The following is a 17,481-nucleotide window of genomic DNA, read 5'->3' as shown; positions in this document are numbered from 1 at the left end:
AGATGAAGAAGTAATTAGTTTCTACATTTATATGGCAAACCCTTACAGTTATGATCTGCGACGAAAAGTAATTGAGGCAATTGAACTCGATGGGATGAAGCGTTGTGAAGCCAGCGAATTGTTTAACATTAGTCGTAATACAATTAATACATGGTTTCAACGTCGAAGAGAAACGGGCGACTATAATGCCAAAGTCAGGGTGGGTCGAGGGAATGGTCATAAAATCACCGACTGGAAGAAATTTCGAGCCTTCGTAGAAACCCACGGGGACAAAACTCAGGTAGAGATGGCTCAACTGTGGGAGGACGAGATTAGCGATCGCACCATCTCACGAGGACTGAAGAAAATCGGATTTACGCGAAAAAAAAGACTTATGGCTATCGCGAAAGAGATGAAGAAAAACGACAAGAGTTCCTCAAAAACCTCGCTACCGTCGAGCCTGAGTTGATTGTGTACGCTGACGAGTCTGGCATGGATGAGCGTGACGATTATGGTTATGGTTATAGTCAGATCGGGGAACGTTTTTATGATTTAAAGTCAGGTCGAAGAACGGGTCGAGTCAATATGATTGCAGCATTATGTTCGACTCAGTTGCTTGCACCGTTTACGATTGAAGGAGCTTGCAACCGTCAAATCTTCGAGACATGGCTAGAAACCTGCTTGATTCCATCATTAAAGCCAGGGCAGAAGCTAGTGATCGACAACGCCACCTTTCACAAAGGTGGGCGCATTGAACAATTAGTGCAGGCTGCTGATTGTGAGGTATTGTATCTGCCACCTTACTCTCCTGATTTGAACAAGATTGAGCGCTGCTGGTCTTGGTTAAAAAGTCGTATCCGAAAGCAACTCAAATACTTCCCTACTTTGCGGGAGGCAATGGAGTACGTCCTGAGCTTAGCGTCCTAAGCAACCTGGCGGTTGCTATAAATTGTACAATGCGTTAGCGAAGCGTGTCCGTAGGACATAACCGTGAAAACATTGTAGTGCGGTAGCGCAGCGTGTCCGTAAGGACATGCATCTTACGATCTTGTCTTATACAAATTAAATGCGTAACAAACAACTTAGTGTCACCCACCATCGGAGTTTTGTGACATTTGCGGCGATTCCTGATACTACGTGCAGCTATTACTCAAACTATTTCATAAGTGATTTCATAATCCTTATTTCTTCTTTTTGTGTCCTGACAATCTCCGTACAGAGATCCTTGATACGCGCATCTGTCAGCGATGCTTGCTGGCATACCAAAATAGCAGCAGCGTGATGTGGAATCATCGAGCGCAAAAATTGTTGGTTTCTTACTCCTGCTTGCGTTCGTACAAGAGTCCAGAACAATAATATCGATGCTGTTCCACCGATGAGAAGTAAGATGTTTAATTTCTTGTTCTTGTACATGGAACCCATTGCTAGCAGCATGATAAGTAGCATCGTCGATACCATCAGTCCTGACATATACACTTGGTTAAGGCTGATAAATAAGTTATCAAACTCGTTAACCCGCGAAAGCATAATGCCTATCATTACAACGTAAGAAATTATCAGTGCAATCAATAGGCTAATATAAGGCTTGTTGTTAGATTTGGATTCCATTTTATATATCTCCTTGTGAGTTTAAATCAGTTAACAGTTATAAACAAATACTATTTCGCCACATTATTGTTGAGGGGTAACACATTCGTAGTGAGAGCATCTTGCTCGCTATTTATAACCAGCGAGCGGGACGTATGTCCTAACGGACACGCTACGCGAATCTGCGCTTACGCACACGCACTACGAGAAACCCTGGAAAACTCATGTAGTTGAGTACTACTCACTATTTATTTGACTGTTTACTGTTCGCTCATAACTGGTAAGTGAAAAGCTTATGCAGCTACAGCAGCAATTTTGCGATATTGTTCTACACTATCGCGACAGGCTTTTGCACATTTCTTGCAATGTTCTGCATCATGCTTTTCGCATTCAGTGGCACAGGCTTCACAAATCTCTGCACAAGCACGCGCTAAGTGAGGAATGTAACGCGAACCACGCACCATATATGTTGCCGCAGTACGACAGATTTCTGCACAATCTAGACAGCTACGAGCGCATTGCACCATCTCTGACATACCCATGCAGGCTTCAGCACAGTGTTCGCATTCCACTACACAACGCATTGCGACATCAAAGCTAGATTGGTATTTTTCGTGAACTAAAAGCATAATTTTATTTCCTGTTTCAACATGGACGTTTACCTATTGATAGGTAATTGTTCCTTTGTTTCGCGTCTATCATTAGAGTTAAATAAAATTTCTGTCAAAAGAAATACTCCTATTTCATGCTGATTTCATATTTGTATGTATTTACGCTTTTATAGGTAATACAGCAATTTTATTCTTATCAAAATCTTGTTATGTTCAAATAAATTAATATTTCAACTATGAAAAATATATTTTAAAGATTAAAAAACATTTACAAAATTTAAATTTACAACCTTTTTTATGCCTCCAAAATCTAATAAAAAAACAAGATGAAGGCATAAGTTATAATCTATTTCTAGGTATTTTGCAGAATTTTCTTAAGCGCGATTAGTGGAGCTAAACGCCTTCGGCAAAACGCCACGAAATACCTGATTTTAAATTGAAAAGTCTTTAGCTACGAAAGCATTTGATATTAGAGTCGCCATAAGTAGGCTGTTAATGTTTAGCAACGTATTCCTCAAATATTTGTTTGAGTTTAGGGGAGCTACTACAGTCAAACCCTAGCTTCTCGGCAGTTTCAAAAGCTTCTTGCGGTGTCATTCCCTGATGTACTGCAATATTCATCAATGTCATTGCTCCGGCTCGCATTCCACTGGCACAATGAATGAGTGCGGGTTTGGGTAGTTGGTCTATTTGTTCTAATATTTGGTCGATAAGCTCATCGTTAACTGTATCTACCTCAAGAGGGATATTGGTGTATTCTAGACCAACGCTTTGGGCTTGTTGTTGTTCATCTTTCAGAAAGCCTTTTTCGTCAGGTGCGCGTAAATTTAATACGGACTTAAAACCTGACTTCGCTGCTTGCTGTAACTGTTCTGGTGTTACTTGTCCAGTTACCGTCACATCATCATTAATTTTTTTTGTGTTTTCCATCTAAACCTACCATTATCTACATTGGATGGTTCATTGGCTGCGCTTGTTAGGGATTAGAGTTTTCTTTCATCCCACCATTTTCTCCCATTCCCTGGTTCATCTGTTCCATCATTTGATTTATCTGTTTCATGTTCCCCATCATTTGTTGATGATGCTGATGCATTTGTTCGGGAGTCATATTTTTCATCATCTGCTGCATTTGTTCGGGAGTCATTTGCGCCATTCTCTGTTGCATTTGTCCCATATTTTCCTGCATTTTTCCCATCTAGACCTCCGGGGTACTCCCGTCACAGCGCAGCTTGACGGTGAGGGGGATAGGAGGGCTGCCCCTCGTGGGGGTCGAACCCCCCGAAATTAGCAAATCGGGGAATGCTGGTTCTCAACATACTTTTTAAGTTCCTCAATGGTTACACCTCCAGAAGATGCGACAAAATAAGCCCCGCTCCAAAATACGGGTTTGAAATATATCCGGTCTAAAACATCAGCAAAATCCTTGCGGATTAACCGACTAGAAACGGTTTTGAGATTGCCAACTAGCTTGCTCACCTCTACATCGGGCGGATAGTTAATCAGCAAATGAACGTGGTCAGGCTCACCGTTAAACTCTTTTAATTGGCTGCGCCACTTAGTACAAGTTGATTCAAATATTTCATGCAGGCGTGAAAGCATTGCTTTGTTGATTACCTTTTTGCGATATTTAGTAACAAGCACCAAGTGAATATTTAAGTCGTAAACAGTACGATAGCCTTTGTTTAAAGTCATGGCGGTAAGTGGTATAATACTTATATGCTACTCACCTACCAGTACAAACTCAATCCCACAAATGACCAAGCGGCAACTATGGCGCTCTGGGGTGAGTTGTTGCGGCGGCACTGGAACTATGCCCTTGGACAAAGGTTGGACTGGTTGCGCCGTACTCGCACGTCAATTGACCGTTGCAGTATAGTAAGTGAGCCAATTGGGGAGATACCAGAAAAAGTAGATTATTACACTCAATCATCGGGGTTAAAAACAACTAAAGAACTGTTTTCGGAATATAAAAGCATCTATGCTGATTGCCAACAGCAGAATTTAATGCGGTTAGACAAAGCATGGAAGAAGTGGCTTGTACCAGATGCCAAAGGCAAGAGGGGAGGCAAGCCGCGCTTTAAAAAACGAGGCGATATTTGCTCATTTACTTTCCCGCGAGTCAACTCTGCAAAAGCAGGAGCGCACTTAAATAGCAACTGCTTAAAGCTTTCAAAAATTGGTGAGATTAATCTAATACTGCACCGTCCTATCCCTGATGGTTTCAGCCTTAAGCAAGCCACAATCATTTGTAAAGCTGACGGCTGGTATGTCAGTTTTGCTTTAGAAGATGCGGCAGTCCCAGAACCGTTGCCCGTAGGTGAAATTAAGAGTAGCTGTGGCATAGATGTAGGGTTAGAGAAGTTTTTAACAACGTCAGACGGACAAAGTATTGAGATACAGACGCACTATCGCTCATGTCAAGCCACTTTAACCCGCGCACACAGACAACTTGCCCGTAAAGAAAAAGGGTCTAATAACTACAAAAAGCAGGCGCTGCTTGTAGCGCTTCATCACCTTCACGTCGCCCGTCAACGTAAAGAATTTCACTATGCTGTCAGTCATTGGCTGGCTCGAACTTATGACTTGATTGGATTTGAAAATTTGAGCATTAAAGGTTTGGCTCGTACCCGACTTGCCAAGTCGATAACGGACGCAGCATGGGGAAGCTTCCTTCAGATATTGCAAGCAGTAGCAGTAAAATGCGGCAAGCATACGGTTGGAATCGACCCCAGAGGGACAAGCATAGAGTGTTCGTCCTGCGGTGAAAGGGTGGAAAAAGACTTGAGCGATAGAGTTCATAGCTGTAGTTGTGGGTTAATTATCGACCGTGACTGGAATAGCGGAATTAATATATTGAATCGAGCTTTAAGGACGGTTGGACTACCGTTTTCTGGCTGTGGAGGTCAAGGGGATACCCAACCGTTGAAGCAGCAAGTCTCATTTGTAAATCTGAGAAGCCCCCGTCAGACCGCTAAAAGCGGTTGACGGTGGGAGTTGTCACTTCTCCCATCATTTCTCGATGCTGCTGGTGCATCTGCTCTGGGTTCATTTGTGTTTTTTGAACGAGAATAGTTGGTTTCTCCTGAGTTGTTTGAGCTTGGGTTGGGATTCCTGTACTCAAGCCAACTATCGTTAAACCCGCAAAAGCTACACTGGCAAGAGTTTTATTGCGTAAATTCATTTTCTTTATTTCCCTGTTAAAGTATTTCTATTAAGGTTACAGTCTCTAGCTGACTATAGAGTCAATTGATTAACGTGAAAAGTATATTAGTAATACTTTCTCTTCACCCTTCGGGTTCAGCAGTTTGCTTATGCCGGGGAACCCTTTCGGCAGTCGCTCATGGGGGAGACCCCCAAGACCGCGCTGCCTCACCACCGCAACTGCTTCACTAATATCATTTTTTCATCCATAAATGAAATCAGAATGAAATTTTGTTAGGTTTTTATAAATTGCAGTTTTAATATTCAGCTTGCGGTTTCGTCTACTTTTGAAAGTTACTTCGTCTTTAAATATCCATGTCTGAAAACAAAAGCGGAGCAAGGTAGTTTCAGCACAAAATTTCGCATCAAATATAAATTAAGATGGAAATGCAGTTCAATAATTTCAACTTACAGCAATGCAAGTTACTTATACAAACGATATCATCATTGCTGGCTTTCATGCTCTTTCTGAGCCACTGCGGATTAAAGTTTTGCAATTGCTTAGAAAACAAGAAATGTGTGTTTGTGACTTGTGCGATATTTTAGGGGTAAGTCAATCTAAGCTATCTTTTCATCTCAAAACTCTTAAAAAAGCTGGTTTAGTTTATGCTCGTCAGGAAGGACGCTGGATTTACTACAGCCTCAACTCGGCTCAGTTCGAGGTTTTAGAGCATTACCTCGCCCAATACCGTCTCATCAACCAAGTATTACCCGCACCTCCTTGTAAAGATTCTTAACAAACATATCAATTTTTTTTGATATGAATTCTAGATTGTGATATCGTTTACTTGATATATCAATTTTTTTTGAAATAATCATGTATATATTCCCTTAAAGCCAATTATGTAAGTAAATACCATGAAAGCAACAGCAAGGAAAATGGCTCTGATGTTGGGGGTATTGGTTTTGACAGCTAGTTGTACCAACACATCTAGCACTTCTAGCAAAACTCAGCCGCAGGAAAAAGCATCTGAGGTTATTAACTCCCAAGCACTTGGGACAATCAAAATTGATGGATCGAGTACGGTATATCCAATTACACAGGCTATAGCTAAAGAATTCCAAGAACAGAATCAAGCAGAAGTAAAAGTAGACGTTTCCGGTACTACAGGTGGCTTTGAAAGATTTTGTAAAGGAGAAACAGATATCAGTAACGCTTCACGTCCGATTCTGAAGCAGGAATTGAAAACCTGTACTGCTAATGGCGTAATATTTACCGAGCTACCTATAGCCTTTGATGCTTTGACTGTAGCGGTGAATCCTCAAAATACATGGGCAAAAGATATCACTATAGAGGAATTAAAGAAAATTTGGGAGCCATCAGCCCAAGGAAAGATTACCAACTGGAAGCAGGTACGTACTTCTTTTCCCGATCGACCATTGAATTTATATGGTGCTGGGGATAAGTCGGGTACTTATGACTACTTTACGGAAGCGGTAGTCGGTAAATCGGGTGATAGTCGCAACGACTATACAGCCAGTGAAGACGATGAGGTTCTAGTTTCTGGTGTCAGTAAAGACCCAAATGCATTAGGTTATTTCGGTTATGCGTATTACGAACAAAACCAAGATAAATTAAAAGCTTTGGGAATAGATAACGGTAAGGGAGCAGTATTACCTTCAAGAGAAACCGTTGAAAAAGTACAATATCAACCACTTTCTCGTCCTCTGTTTATCTATGTAAATATTAAGTCTGCTCAAAAGAAAGCAGGGGTGAGAGACTTTGTAAATTTCTATATCGAAAAAGCGCCGACAGTTGTAAGTTCTGTAGGGTATGTACCTTTATCCAAAGAAGCTTATTACCTAGATAACGTTCAGTTTACTAGAGGCAAAGCGGGAACGGTATTTGAGGGAGAAGCCCGACTGGATTTAACTATCGATGAAGTATTGCGGAAACGAGCCGAGTTTTAACAGTTAACCGTAGATATTTTAGGGTTTACAGATGAGTACGAATAATTCGCAAGCAAGTAAAGCACCAGTTAAAGCTGGGAGCAATCTGAGCTTTTTTGAAAAATATCTCACAGTTTGGGTATTTTTATGCATTATTGCCGGGATTGCGTTGGGAAGAACATTTCCTGGGATAGCAACGGCATTGGATGCTATGAGCGTGTTTCAGGTATCTATTCCTATCGCGGTGTGTTTATTTTTCATGATGTATCCCATCATGGTAAAAATTGACTTCAGCCAAGCTGTTCATGCTATCCGCGCTCCCAAGCCTGTAATTCTCACCTTAGTAATCAACTGGTTGATTAAACCATTTACGATGGTTGCGTTTGCTCAGTTTTTCTTAGGATGGTTATTTCGTCCTTTGATTGAGGGAAGTGAAATAATTCGCGGTAGCGAAGTTGCGCTGTCAAATTCCTACATTGCTGGTGCGATTTTGTTAGGAATTGCCCCTTGTACCGCAATGGTGTTGATGTGGGGATATCTTTCTTACAGCAACCAAGGACATACCTTGGTGATGGTAGCGGTGAATTCTCTGGCTATGCTGTTTTTATACGCACCCTTGGGTAGATGGTTGCTAGCAGCGAACAATTTAGCTGTTCCTTGGCAAACAATCGTGTTATCGGTGCTGATTTACGTGGGATTGCCCTTAGTAGCCGGGATATTCAGCCGTTATTGGATTATGAAAAATAAAGGTAGAGAATGGTTTGAGAGGCGATTTTTAAAGTATCTAACTCCAATTTCTATCACCGCTTTACTGTTAACTTTGGTACTATTGTTTGCATTTAAGGGCGAACTAATTGTTAAAAATCCCTTACACATCTTATTAATCGCCGTACCCCTATTTATCCAAACCAACTTCATCTTCTTAATTACATATGTAGCAGCGCTGAAGCTAGATTTATCTTACGAAGATGCCGCACCAGCAGCTTTAATTGGTGCTAGCAATCACTTTGAAGTTGCTATCGCTACGGCAGTAATGCTATTTGGTTTGAATTCCGGTGCAGCCTTGGCAACAGTAGTAGGGGTTTTGATTGAAGTACCAGTAATGTTGATGCTGGTTGAATTTTGTAAGCGTACTGCTGTTTGGTTTCCACGGGAACCAGAAAAGGCGACTCTACGCGACCCGCGCCCTCCTTTAGTTATACGGATGAATAACGATAGTTCAACGAGGTAAAACGACTGTCAGTCCGAGGATAGGGAGTTGTAAAAGAAACAGGCAAAAACTGGGGATATGAAGTCATTTCTCAAAGAAATTTCCCGCCGAGAAACATTGGCAGAAGCACTAGGAACCTTTATTTTAGTATTCGCTGGAACGGGCGCTGTAATGGTTGATTCCCTTAGTGGAGGTGCTATTAGCCATATTGGAATTAGTTTTGTGTTTGGCTCCGTAGTTGCTGCAATGATTTACTGCTTGGGACATATTAGCGGCGCACACTTTAACCCCGCTGTTACCTTGGCATTTTGGACAAGTGGCTTCTTTCCCAGATATCGAGTTGTTCCGTATATTGTGGCACAATCTATTGGTGCTGTAGCTGCTTCAGCTTTACTGCTAATTAGTTTGGGACGAGTTGCCAATTTAGGGGCAACTATACCCTTAGAAAACAATTGGTCGCAATCTTTTGTCTTAGAGATAATACTGACCTTTATTCTCATGCTGGTAATTTTTGGTTCTGGCTTAGACCGTCGCGCCCATATAGGTTTTGCAGGTTTAGCAATAGGTTTAACTGTAGGCTTGGAAGCAGCTTTTATGGGACCAATTACGGGTGCAAGCATGAATCCGGCTCGTTCTCTTGCTCCAGCGTTAGTAGGAGGAATTTGGCAATATCAGTGGGTATATTGGATTGCGCCAATTATTGGAGCGCAGTTAGCGGTAATAGTGTATTGGTATCTTTCTAACGGGTTTCGGGATGTTAGGTGACTGGTGATGCAAAAAATGTAATTTTTATTGCAAGAAATAGTAATTCCCCCATGACTCATTTATTAATTATTGGTGGCAGCGATGCAGGTATTAGTGCAGCTTTACGAGCGAAGGAATTAGATGCAACGGTTGATGTCACAATTGTTGTAGCTGATAGTTACCCTAATTTCAGTATTTGCGGTATTCCCTTTTATCTGAGTGGTGAAGTACCAGATTGGCGAAATTTAGCACACCGCACATCGGAGGAAATTACTCAAACGGGTATTAATTTATTACTCAACCACAAGGCTTTGAGTATTGATGCCGAACAAAAAAAGGTGAAAGTAGTAAACGCAGAAAATCAAGAAAAATGGTTGACTTACGATAAGTTAATCATTGGTACTGGTGCTGTACCCGTTCAGCCTACTATTGATGGATTAAATTTGCCCGGAGTGTTTTTGTTGCATTCGATGGCTGATAGTTTTGCAGTTTACCAACATTTAACTACTGAACAACCGCAATCGGCAGTAATTATCGGTGATGGATACATCGGTTTAGAAATGGCAGATGCTCTGAATCACCGAAGGATGAGCGTTACTGTAGTGGGACGTTCTCCCAGCGTAATGAGAACAGTTGATGCCAGTATTGGAAATTTGATTGCTGCTAAGTTAGGAAGTCGTAGAGTTGAGGTAGCTAGTAGCGTTGAAGTTAACGCGATTCAACAAGTTGGGCAGCAGTTAGTAGTATCAGGGACTAATAACTTCCATAAAAATACTGACATGGTAATTGTGGCGGTGGGAGTGCGACCATTAACCGATTTAGCTGAATCCGCAGGCTTGAAAACAGGCTTGCGCGGTGCAATTCAAGTTAATCGCAAGATGGAAACAAACGTCCCCAATATTTATGCAGCCGGAGACTGTGTAGAAACTTTGCACCGACTGATAAACGAATATATCTATCTTCCTTTAGGAACTACAGCACATAAACAAGGTCGAATTGCCGGAGAAAACGCGGTTGGTGGCGATCGCCAATTTGCTGGATCGTTAGGAACTCAGGTAGTAAAAATTTTTGACATGGCTGTTTCCCGCACTGGTTTGCGAGACTCGGAAGCCCAGAATGCAGGATTTAAGCCTTTAACTGTTGAATTTGAAACTTGGGACCACAAAGTTTATTACCCAGGAGCAAAGAAATTACACATTCTGGTTACGGGAGATTCCCAAACTGGAAGGCTTTTAGGCGCTCAAATTGCCGGACATTATCAAGGGGAGGTTGCCAAGCGGATTGACATTTTTGCGAGTGCGATATTCCACAACATGAAGGTGGAAGAAATCAGCGAACTCGACCTTAGTTATACACCACCCCTTTCTAGTCCTTGGGACCCCGTACAAATGGCTGCCCAAGCTTGGGTAAAACACCAGTCAAATCAATTCGCAATTACCAATTCGCAATTCGCAATTAAAATCAGTGGGAGCGGGAGAGCCAACTGATTGAAGACCACTAAACTTCGTTTCAGTGGGGGCTTGTAACCCCAAAATTAGGCAATTATCCAATTTGTGCCGGTAGTAGTAATTATCAATTGCGAATTGCGAATTGCGAATTGACAATTGTTTGGTCAAATCGTCTGTAGATTTCCGTTAATTCAATAATTATGACCGATTTCAATCATTCACCCAGAATATTATTTTTATACGGCTCGTTGCGAGAGCGTTCTTACAGTCGGCTTGCAGCAGAAGAAGCAGCCAGAATCATTCAGGGATTTGGTGCAGAAGTTAAGTTTTTTCATCCCCATGACTTACCGATTCGGGGTAGCGTACCTGAATCCCATCCCAAAGTCCAAGAATTACGGGAATTAAGTCAATGGTCAGAAGGTCAAGTTTGGTCATCTCCAGAAATGCACGGTAATCTGACTGGTATTATCAAGAATCAAATTGACTGGATTCCTTTAAATATAGGAGCAGTTAGACCAACTCAAGGAAGAACTTTGGCTGTAATGCAGGTCAGCGGTGGTTCTCAGTCTTTTAATGCCGTAAATTCGATGCGCCTTTTAGGACGTTGGATGCGAATGTTTACCATTCCCAATCAATCTTCCGTTGCTAAAGCTTACCAAGAGTTTAACGAAGACGGAACCATGAAAGATTCGCCTTATCGCGATCGCATTATTGATGTCATGGAAGAATTGTATAAATTTACTTTGCTGTTGCGTTCTGAAGCAGATTATCTGACCAACCGCTACAGCGAACGCAAAGAAGAAGCAATCAAAGCAGGTATCAGTGCGGATACTTGTCTGCCTAAATTTTAGTTTTTTCCACTTAACTGTTCATTAGTCTCACAATAGGTAATACCATGAAAAAAGTGATGTTTGTTTGTAAAAAGAATTCTCGTCGTTCCCAAATGGCGGAAGCATTCGCTCGTACTTTGGGTGAAGGAAAAATAGGCGTTACTAGTTCGGGTTTAGAATCGAGTTTTGTAGACCCCAAAACTGTAGAAATCATGTCTGAAATTGGTATTGATATCAGCAATCAAAAATCCAAACCTTTGAGTGATTTTAATCCAGAAGATTATGATGCCGTAATTTCTTTATGTGGTTGCGGTGTAAATTTACCACCAGAATGGGTGACAAGAGATATATTTGAAGACTGGCAATTAGATGACCCAGAAGGCGGAGATATTGAAACATATCGTCGTATCCGCGAGGAAGTTAAACAACGAGTAATAAAGTTAATTGAAACTTTGAGTTAGTTTCTCACAAGTTAAAAATAAGTGCAGAATGTTAATACTTCCAAATGCAGAAATTAATTGTGAGAAGAATGATAATCATGCTGAGGAGGGAGGGGAAGAGGCTAGGCTGTTGACTCTGTACCTTTTTGGAGGCTAAAAAATCATACACGATTTGTGTTTAAACTTTGGGTCAAAATCCTTATTCCATAAGCTTTATGCTGATTTAAGAGTTGCGTGAACTGAAAACGTGAAAATTCAATTAAAGTTAACAGCTTAGGAAGAGGCTGCCGTCGGCAGCCTCTTCCCTTCATAGGGCGATCTAGAAATAGTAATTCTTTGAAAATACTTCAGGTATTATTTATGCCAGTTATGTAAGTTCTGTTTTCATCTAGTTAGAACAACAGTCGCACACCACCTAATAAAAAAGAGTGTATTTAATTAACACTTTCCCCTTCTTTCCGCACTAAATCATTAGTATTATCAAGCTTGCACGTCCAGGAAGCTGCTAATTTCCGGTCAGATATAACTCCAATTATCGTTCTGGCTTTCTTTTGTCAACTACCCAATAAGTGTGATTCTTAGCAAGGGAATTAGAATATAACCTGAAAAATTTTGTCAGTGCTGAGAATCTTCTTGATTTCATCCTAATTTCATTTTGCAGTGCCACACTAGTAATCAAGTACTGAAAAGACACTAAATACCAAAGGTATTTTATCTAAAAACTATAAATATAATTTCTATTTTCCAGCTAATATTATTGATTAATATGGTCAAATCCTACCGCTCCCAACAATCTACAGCAATTCGTTGCATTTTTGGCACATTCTTGAGCCTATCGTTGCTGGCTCCCCTATCAGTAATGGCACACGCTGGACATGGAGACGAATTTCAAAGCGGAAGCGACGCAGCAGGTACACCTAGTTCAGTACAAGTTGATATCGATACCGCTAATCGATTAGGCATCAAAGTTGAACCTGCAAAAAAGCAACGGTTGGATATAGGAATAAAAACTACAGGACAAATTGAAACTTTACCAGACCAAAGAGTTGAGGTGACTGCACCCCTAACGAGCAAAGTAGTTGAACTACTGGTAAAACCAGGCAGTAAAGTTAAAAAAGGTCAAACTGTAGCGGTAATAGCTTCGCCTGAGTTAGTAGAGTTGCGCGTAGGTTCTCAAGAAAAACAAGCGGATGCACAAGGGGAATTACAGAAAGCACAAGCCGATTTGAAATTAGCCCAAGAAAATCTAGACCGTCAGCAAAAAATATCTGATGCTGAGATAGCACAGACGCGCAGCCAATTAGCAGCAGCAACTGCCCAATATAACCGCGACTTGGCATTAGTAAACCAGCGTGGAGTTCTCAAAGTAGCTCAAGAAAACCTCAAACGGCAGCGGCAAATAGCTGCGGCAAACGTAGCACAAACCACCATAGAAGTAGCAGTGGCTCAAGAACAATATGACCGAGATCGGGAATTAGTTGAAAAAGGTGCGTTGCCGAGACGACAAATGCTAGAATCTCAAGCTAAATTATCCAAAGCAAAAGCAGAACTTGCGAGAGCAAAAAGCAGTCCAGAAGTAGTTCAAGCGGAATCTGAAGTCAAAAAGGCTGAAGTTGACTTGCCACTGCGAGAATTACGAGATTCTCAATCCCGTGTAGCGGAAGTACAAACTCAACTTAAAAGAGCTATTGCCCGTCGAGATGTTTTAGAAGCACAAGCGCAACTCAAACGCGCACAGTCCGATGTCAAAGTTGCAAATTCACGAATCAATTCAAGTAATACTACTTACAACACTAGACTGCAACAGTTGGGAACCACTGCTAATGCTAAAGGGCTAATAACGATAACAGCACCCATTGATGGCATTGTTGCAGACCGCGAAGTTAACATCGGTCAATCTCTCCAAGATGCTGGTGGCAAGCTGATGACAATTATTAATGATAATCAAGTTTTTGCGACAGCGAATATCTATGAAAAAGATTTAGACAAAGTAAAAACTAACCAAAAGGTAATAGTAAAAGTTGCTTCGCTCCCTGACATTACTTTTGCAGGAAAGATTAGCCGCATTGGTTCGGTTGTGGAAGGAGAAACGCGAATTGTACCCGTCCAAGCGGAAATTAATAATCCGAACGGACAACTCAAACCCGGAATGTTTGCTGAATTGGAAGTACTTACAGACAAAACCGAGGCGGATATTTTGGTAATTCCCAATTCTGCGGTTGTAGATGTGAATGGGAAGAAAACAGTTTATGTGCAAAATGGAAATGCTTTCCAGCCTACGGAAGTCAGTTTAGGACAAACAACGGGGAATATGGTCGAAGTTAAGGCTGGTTTATTTGAGGGTGATATGATTGTCACACAGCGTGCGCCGCAGCTTTATGCTCAGTCTTTGCGGGGTGGAAGTGCTAAGGAAAAAGATAAGAAAGCAGGTACTCTTCACACCGAAGTAATGCAGAGTAACAGTAACAGTTTGCCTATACCCTTGTTGTTAATAACAGCAGCGGGAGGCTCGTTAATAACTATTTTAGGTGTTGTGGGTGGGAATTTCTTACGAAATCGTCGAAAGGGTTCCAGTTTTGTAGCAGTTGATGCTGCTTACGAAGAATCTACAAACTTTGAAACTGAAGCGGAGATTTATTTGGACGATCGCGAGCAGGTTGTTCTTGTCTCCGATCAACCAGAAAATAAAATTTAACTAATTCTGGGAAAAGCCGTGGGAATTTGTCAAATTGAGTAAGTAAGTCGGCATAAATAAACAGAAATTAACGCTTCGGGCGGCAAGCCACTCAGAAGTGAGTATCGCACCCCTCTATAATGGGAATATAAAAAGTAGCTTGGCAAAATAGTGAGGGATTTAAATTTGTGACACTCCAAGAATTAGAGCAACAACTTCTTGCCCTCAGTCCCGACGAAAAAGTACAAATCATACAGTTACTTGCTCAAAGTTTGGGTAGCAATTGGCAAGGAATTGAGAAAACACCCAGAGTCTGTGGTGGAGAAGCACGGATTGCAAAAACTCGTATTCCAGTTTGGGTACTACTGGAAGCTCGCCATCTCGGATATAGTGATGCTGACCTTTTAATCAGCTATCCAAGTATTACTGCTAAAGATTTAGCAAATGCTTGGGTGTATGCAAAAGCTCATCCCGATGAAATTGAATTGGCAATCGAGCGTAATGAGGTAGCCTAGTAGATGGCACGTTTCTACGCAGATGAGCAGTTTCCGTTTCCGGTTGTGGAGCATTTACGTAATTCGGGGCATGATGTTTTAACAGTTCGAGAAGCAGGAAAGGCTAACCAAAGCATACCAGATGATCAAGTGTTAGCGTTTGCCGTCAGCCAAGAAAGGGCAATCTTAACTATCAATAGAGATGATTTTATCAGTTTGCATCGTCGTGATGATAAGCATTTCGGCATTATTGTTTGTACCAACAATCGGAATTGGGAGCAGTTTGCAGCACGGATCGATAAGGCTGTAACAGCAGAAGAATCATTACAAGGGAAGCTAATTCGTGTGGTACGTCCGGTTACGTAGTTTATGGCGATCGCAATATCCTAAACCACCAATAAATTAACGCTTCGGGCATCAGCCACTCAGAAGTGAGTATCGCACTTTCCAATCAATTCAACAAATCGCACCCCAAACCCCACAACGAAAAAAACCTAACTGTCATTGCGATCTAAGGAAGCAATCCCAATATCTCTCATCACCAAGAAGTCAATGCGATGGAATTTGTAAAATTGACTACTACCTCACAAAAGAAAATAAATTTCATCTTGATTTCATCTTTGTCGTGGAGATTAGATATAGTGACCAATCGAGAATATTGAAATTTTATCTAATTAACAATGAGAAGTAAATTAATGCGATCGCTCAAATTAGGCTTTATAGTTCTAGCTAGTACAAGTTTATTATTTTTAGGTGCTTGTAGTAATCAAGCTTCTGATAGCAGCAATACAAATGGTAGTACTACTGAAACCGTAAGTAAAACTGATGCTGCAAGTCACAATAGTAAAAGCAACGGTGGACAAGTTGTTGAATCTGGAAAATATCATTTAGAGTTAGTACCTGAAAAAGAAGCTAATGCAACACATTTAGATTTATTCTTGCAAACAGGCGATAAACACGAAACAGTTCCAAATGCTAACGTTACGGCTGATATTCAGTCACCTGATGGAACGCAAAAGACAGTTCCTTTCACTTATGACGCGAGCGGCAAGCACTATACTGCTATGTTAGAAAATGGTGCAGTAGGTCAATACCAAGTAAAAGTTACAGCAGATGTTGGCAGTGAAAAAGTAAACGGTCGGTTTAATTTTAATCAGTAAGTCGATTACTTTCTTCCGGAAGATTACTTGATAATAAAACCGCAGAGACGCAGAGGACGCTGAGTAAGAGGGAAGAAGAGGAATTCGGAATAATTCCGATATGAACGAAAAAGACATAACGTTTTTTAAATAAAATTTGCAACCTGGAGAAAAAATGAAGCGTATTTTAACTGCACTTGCGATTACTTCAATTGCGATTACTGCTGGTTGTGCAAGCAAAGTTTCTAGTAGTCCGACAGTTAATAATAATACTACTGTCGCCGATGTTAATCCTCATGAAGGTCATAACATGGGTGGTTCTATGACTCCTGAAACAAAGGAAAATCCTCATGGGGGTCATGGTGGTCATTCTTCTGATTCTAAATTGGAAGCCGCAAATGCCACAACTAAATTAACTGTTCCGGATAAAATTAATGTTAATACACCTGTAGCTCTAGGGATTGATATCAAAGATCGACAAGGTAAGTCTATTGCTAATTTCGATAAATTCCAAGAAAAATTAATGCATCTGATTGTTGTCAGTGACGACTTTGAGTCTTTCAATCACATTCATCCGACATACAAAGGAAACGGACGCTTTGAGGTTCAAGCCGATTTTCCCAAACCAGGTGGTTATACACTATTTAGTGATTACAAAGTCGCTGGAAAAGCAGAACAAGTTTCAACTTTGACAGTCCAAGTTCCAGGTACAAATCCTAGTAAGCCAAAAATCGATTTAGCAACAAATAAAACCTTTGGTAATACTAAAGCTAACCTCAAATTATCTCAACCTAATATTAAAGCTGGACAAGAAGTACATTTAATTTTTAATTTATTAGATGCTAACAGCAACCAACCACCGAACGATTTACAAAATTACTTAGGAGAAAAAGGACATTTAGTTATCCTGAAACAATCAGCACCGCTAACTGAAGCAAACTATATTCATGCTCATGCATTGAGAGATACTCCCCCTGGTGAGATTCATTTCATCACTAGCTTTCCCCAACCGGGAAAATATAAAATGTGGGGTCAATTCAATCGTAACGGCAAAATTGTTACTGCTGATTATTGGGTAGATGTACAATAACAATCACGCAAAATCTAAATATTAGAAGAAAATCAGCGAAAAATTTCATCGAATTTTCATTTCACAGTGCCAGAATTGGAAAAGAAAGTTTAGTAGTAGCTCATTGTACTTATAGGAGCATCTCATTCAATGCCAACATCTGTA

20 protein-coding genes are annotated in these 17,481 nt (G+C 40.9%); 14 read left to right on the top strand and 6 right to left on the bottom strand.

What is annotated here, in order from left to right; all coding sequences use genetic code 11:
* Window positions 1-31 precede the first annotated feature (31 nt).
* Window positions 32-906 (top strand): IS630 family transposase gene (locus tag VB797_RS07050; RefSeq protein WP_323236950.1). Its coding sequence is split into 2 segments (ribosomal slippage): window positions 32-361 and window positions 364-906, totalling 873 coding nucleotides; the frame shifts between segments, so codons are not numbered across the junction.
* Between the two features lie 228 nt (window positions 907-1,134).
* Here the strand turns inward: VB797_RS07050 and VB797_RS07045 are convergent.
* The 5 genes from VB797_RS07045 to tnpA all read right to left on the bottom strand — a co-directional run bounded on the left by VB797_RS07045 (window position 1,135) and on the right by tnpA (window position 3,869).
* Complete coding sequence (locus tag VB797_RS07045; protein WP_323236949.1) at window positions 1,135-1,587, bottom strand: DUF305 domain-containing protein; 453 nt, start codon at window positions 1,585-1,587, stop codon at window positions 1,135-1,137.
* 272 nt (window positions 1,588-1,859) lie between these two features.
* A complete protein-coding gene (locus VB797_RS07040) occupies window positions 1,860-2,195 on the bottom strand; it encodes a four-helix bundle copper-binding protein (protein ID WP_323236948.1) in 336 nt (111 codons plus the stop codon).
* A 474-nt stretch (window positions 2,196-2,669) separates the two neighbouring features.
* Window positions 2,670-3,107: a protein tyrosine phosphatase family protein gene (locus VB797_RS07035; protein ID WP_323236947.1), complete on the bottom strand. Its 438-nt coding sequence runs from the start codon at window positions 3,105-3,107 to the stop codon at window positions 2,670-2,672.
* Window positions 3,108-3,153: 46 nt separating this feature from the next.
* Window positions 3,154-3,372 carry a hypothetical protein gene (locus tag VB797_RS07030; RefSeq protein ID WP_323236946.1) on the bottom strand — a complete coding sequence of 73 codons (219 nt, stop codon included), beginning with the start codon at window positions 3,370-3,372 and terminating at the stop codon, window positions 3,154-3,156.
* Between the two features lie 89 nt (window positions 3,373-3,461).
* On the bottom strand, window positions 3,462-3,869 hold the full coding sequence (gene tnpA / locus VB797_RS07025) for an IS200/IS605 family transposase (RefSeq protein ID WP_323236945.1): 408 nt from the start codon (window positions 3,867-3,869) through the stop codon (window positions 3,462-3,464).
* Between the two features lie 24 nt (window positions 3,870-3,893).
* Between tnpA and VB797_RS07020 the strand changes: the two genes are divergently transcribed.
* Entirely contained in the window at window positions 3,894-5,162 is a 1,269-nt protein-coding gene (locus VB797_RS07020; RefSeq protein ID WP_323236944.1) for a transposase, read from the top strand.
* On the opposite strand, the gene VB797_RS07015 is transcribed toward VB797_RS07020, so the two are convergent.
* Window positions 5,149-5,358 carry a hypothetical protein gene (locus VB797_RS07015; protein ID WP_323236943.1) on the bottom strand — a complete coding sequence of 70 codons (210 nt, stop codon included), beginning with the start codon at window positions 5,356-5,358 and terminating at the stop codon, window positions 5,149-5,151. The genes VB797_RS07020 and VB797_RS07015 overlap by 14 nt on opposite strands.
* A 436-nt stretch (window positions 5,359-5,794) precedes the next feature.
* Between VB797_RS07015 and VB797_RS07010 the strand changes: the two genes are divergently transcribed.
* From VB797_RS07010 to VB797_RS06955, 12 genes are all read left to right on the top strand, one after another.
* Window positions 5,795-6,115, top strand: a complete 321-nt coding sequence (locus VB797_RS07010) for a metalloregulator ArsR/SmtB family transcription factor (RefSeq protein ID WP_323236942.1) — start codon at window positions 5,795-5,797, stop codon at window positions 6,113-6,115.
* A gap of 121 nt (window positions 6,116-6,236) precedes the next feature.
* Window positions 6,237-7,289, top strand: a complete 1,053-nt coding sequence (locus VB797_RS07005) for a PstS family phosphate ABC transporter substrate-binding protein (RefSeq protein ID WP_323236941.1) — start codon at window positions 6,237-6,239, stop codon at window positions 7,287-7,289.
* A 31-nt stretch (window positions 7,290-7,320) separates the two neighbouring features.
* Window positions 7,321-8,499 (top strand): ACR3 family arsenite efflux transporter, encoded by a 1,179-nt coding sequence (gene arsB / locus VB797_RS07000; RefSeq protein ID WP_323236940.1) that lies wholly within the window; start codon window positions 7,321-7,323, stop codon window positions 8,497-8,499.
* Between the two features lie 57 nt (window positions 8,500-8,556).
* The gene (locus VB797_RS06995; RefSeq protein ID WP_323236939.1) at window positions 8,557-9,243 is read left to right on the top strand and encodes an MIP/aquaporin family protein; all 687 of its coding nucleotides are present in this window, start codon (window positions 8,557-8,559) and stop codon (window positions 9,241-9,243) included.
* 50 nt (window positions 9,244-9,293) lie between these two features.
* Window positions 9,294-10,709: an FAD-dependent oxidoreductase gene (locus VB797_RS06990; protein WP_323236938.1), complete on the top strand. Its 1,416-nt coding sequence runs from the start codon at window positions 9,294-9,296 to the stop codon at window positions 10,707-10,709.
* A gap of 161 nt (window positions 10,710-10,870) precedes the next feature.
* Window positions 10,871-11,521: an arsenical resistance protein ArsH gene (arsH, locus tag VB797_RS06985; protein WP_323236937.1), complete on the top strand. Its 651-nt coding sequence runs from the start codon at window positions 10,871-10,873 to the stop codon at window positions 11,519-11,521.
* Window positions 11,522-11,577: 56 nt separating this feature from the next.
* The gene (gene arsC / locus VB797_RS06980; RefSeq protein WP_323236936.1) at window positions 11,578-11,961 is read left to right on the top strand and encodes an arsenate reductase, glutathione/glutaredoxin type; all 384 of its coding nucleotides are present in this window, start codon (window positions 11,578-11,580) and stop codon (window positions 11,959-11,961) included.
* A 745-nt stretch (window positions 11,962-12,706) separates the two neighbouring features.
* Entirely contained in the window at window positions 12,707-14,635 is a 1,929-nt protein-coding gene (locus tag VB797_RS06975; protein WP_323236935.1) for an efflux RND transporter periplasmic adaptor subunit, read from the top strand.
* A 167-nt stretch (window positions 14,636-14,802) separates the two neighbouring features.
* Entirely contained in the window at window positions 14,803-15,129 is a 327-nt protein-coding gene (locus VB797_RS06970) for a DUF433 domain-containing protein (protein ID WP_323236934.1), read from the top strand.
* A gap of 3 nt (window positions 15,130-15,132) precedes the next feature.
* A complete protein-coding gene (locus tag VB797_RS06965) occupies window positions 15,133-15,474 on the top strand; it encodes a DUF5615 family PIN-like protein (protein WP_323236933.1) in 342 nt (113 codons plus the stop codon).
* A 329-nt stretch (window positions 15,475-15,803) separates the two neighbouring features.
* Window positions 15,804-16,268, top strand: coding sequence for a hypothetical protein (locus VB797_RS06960; protein ID WP_323236996.1), 465 nt, complete (start codon window positions 15,804-15,806; stop codon window positions 16,266-16,268).
* 154 nt (window positions 16,269-16,422) lie between these two features.
* Window positions 16,423-17,337: a hypothetical protein gene (locus tag VB797_RS06955; protein ID WP_323236932.1), complete on the top strand. Its 915-nt coding sequence runs from the start codon at window positions 16,423-16,425 to the stop codon at window positions 17,335-17,337.
* Window positions 17,338-17,481: the final 144 nt, after the last annotated feature.

This window comes from Rivularia sp. UHCC 0363, assembly GCF_034931125.1.
Lineage (GTDB): Bacteria > Cyanobacteriota > Cyanobacteriia > Cyanobacteriales > Nostocaceae > Rivularia.
This window is presented reverse-complemented; position numbering and strand designations above follow the sequence as displayed.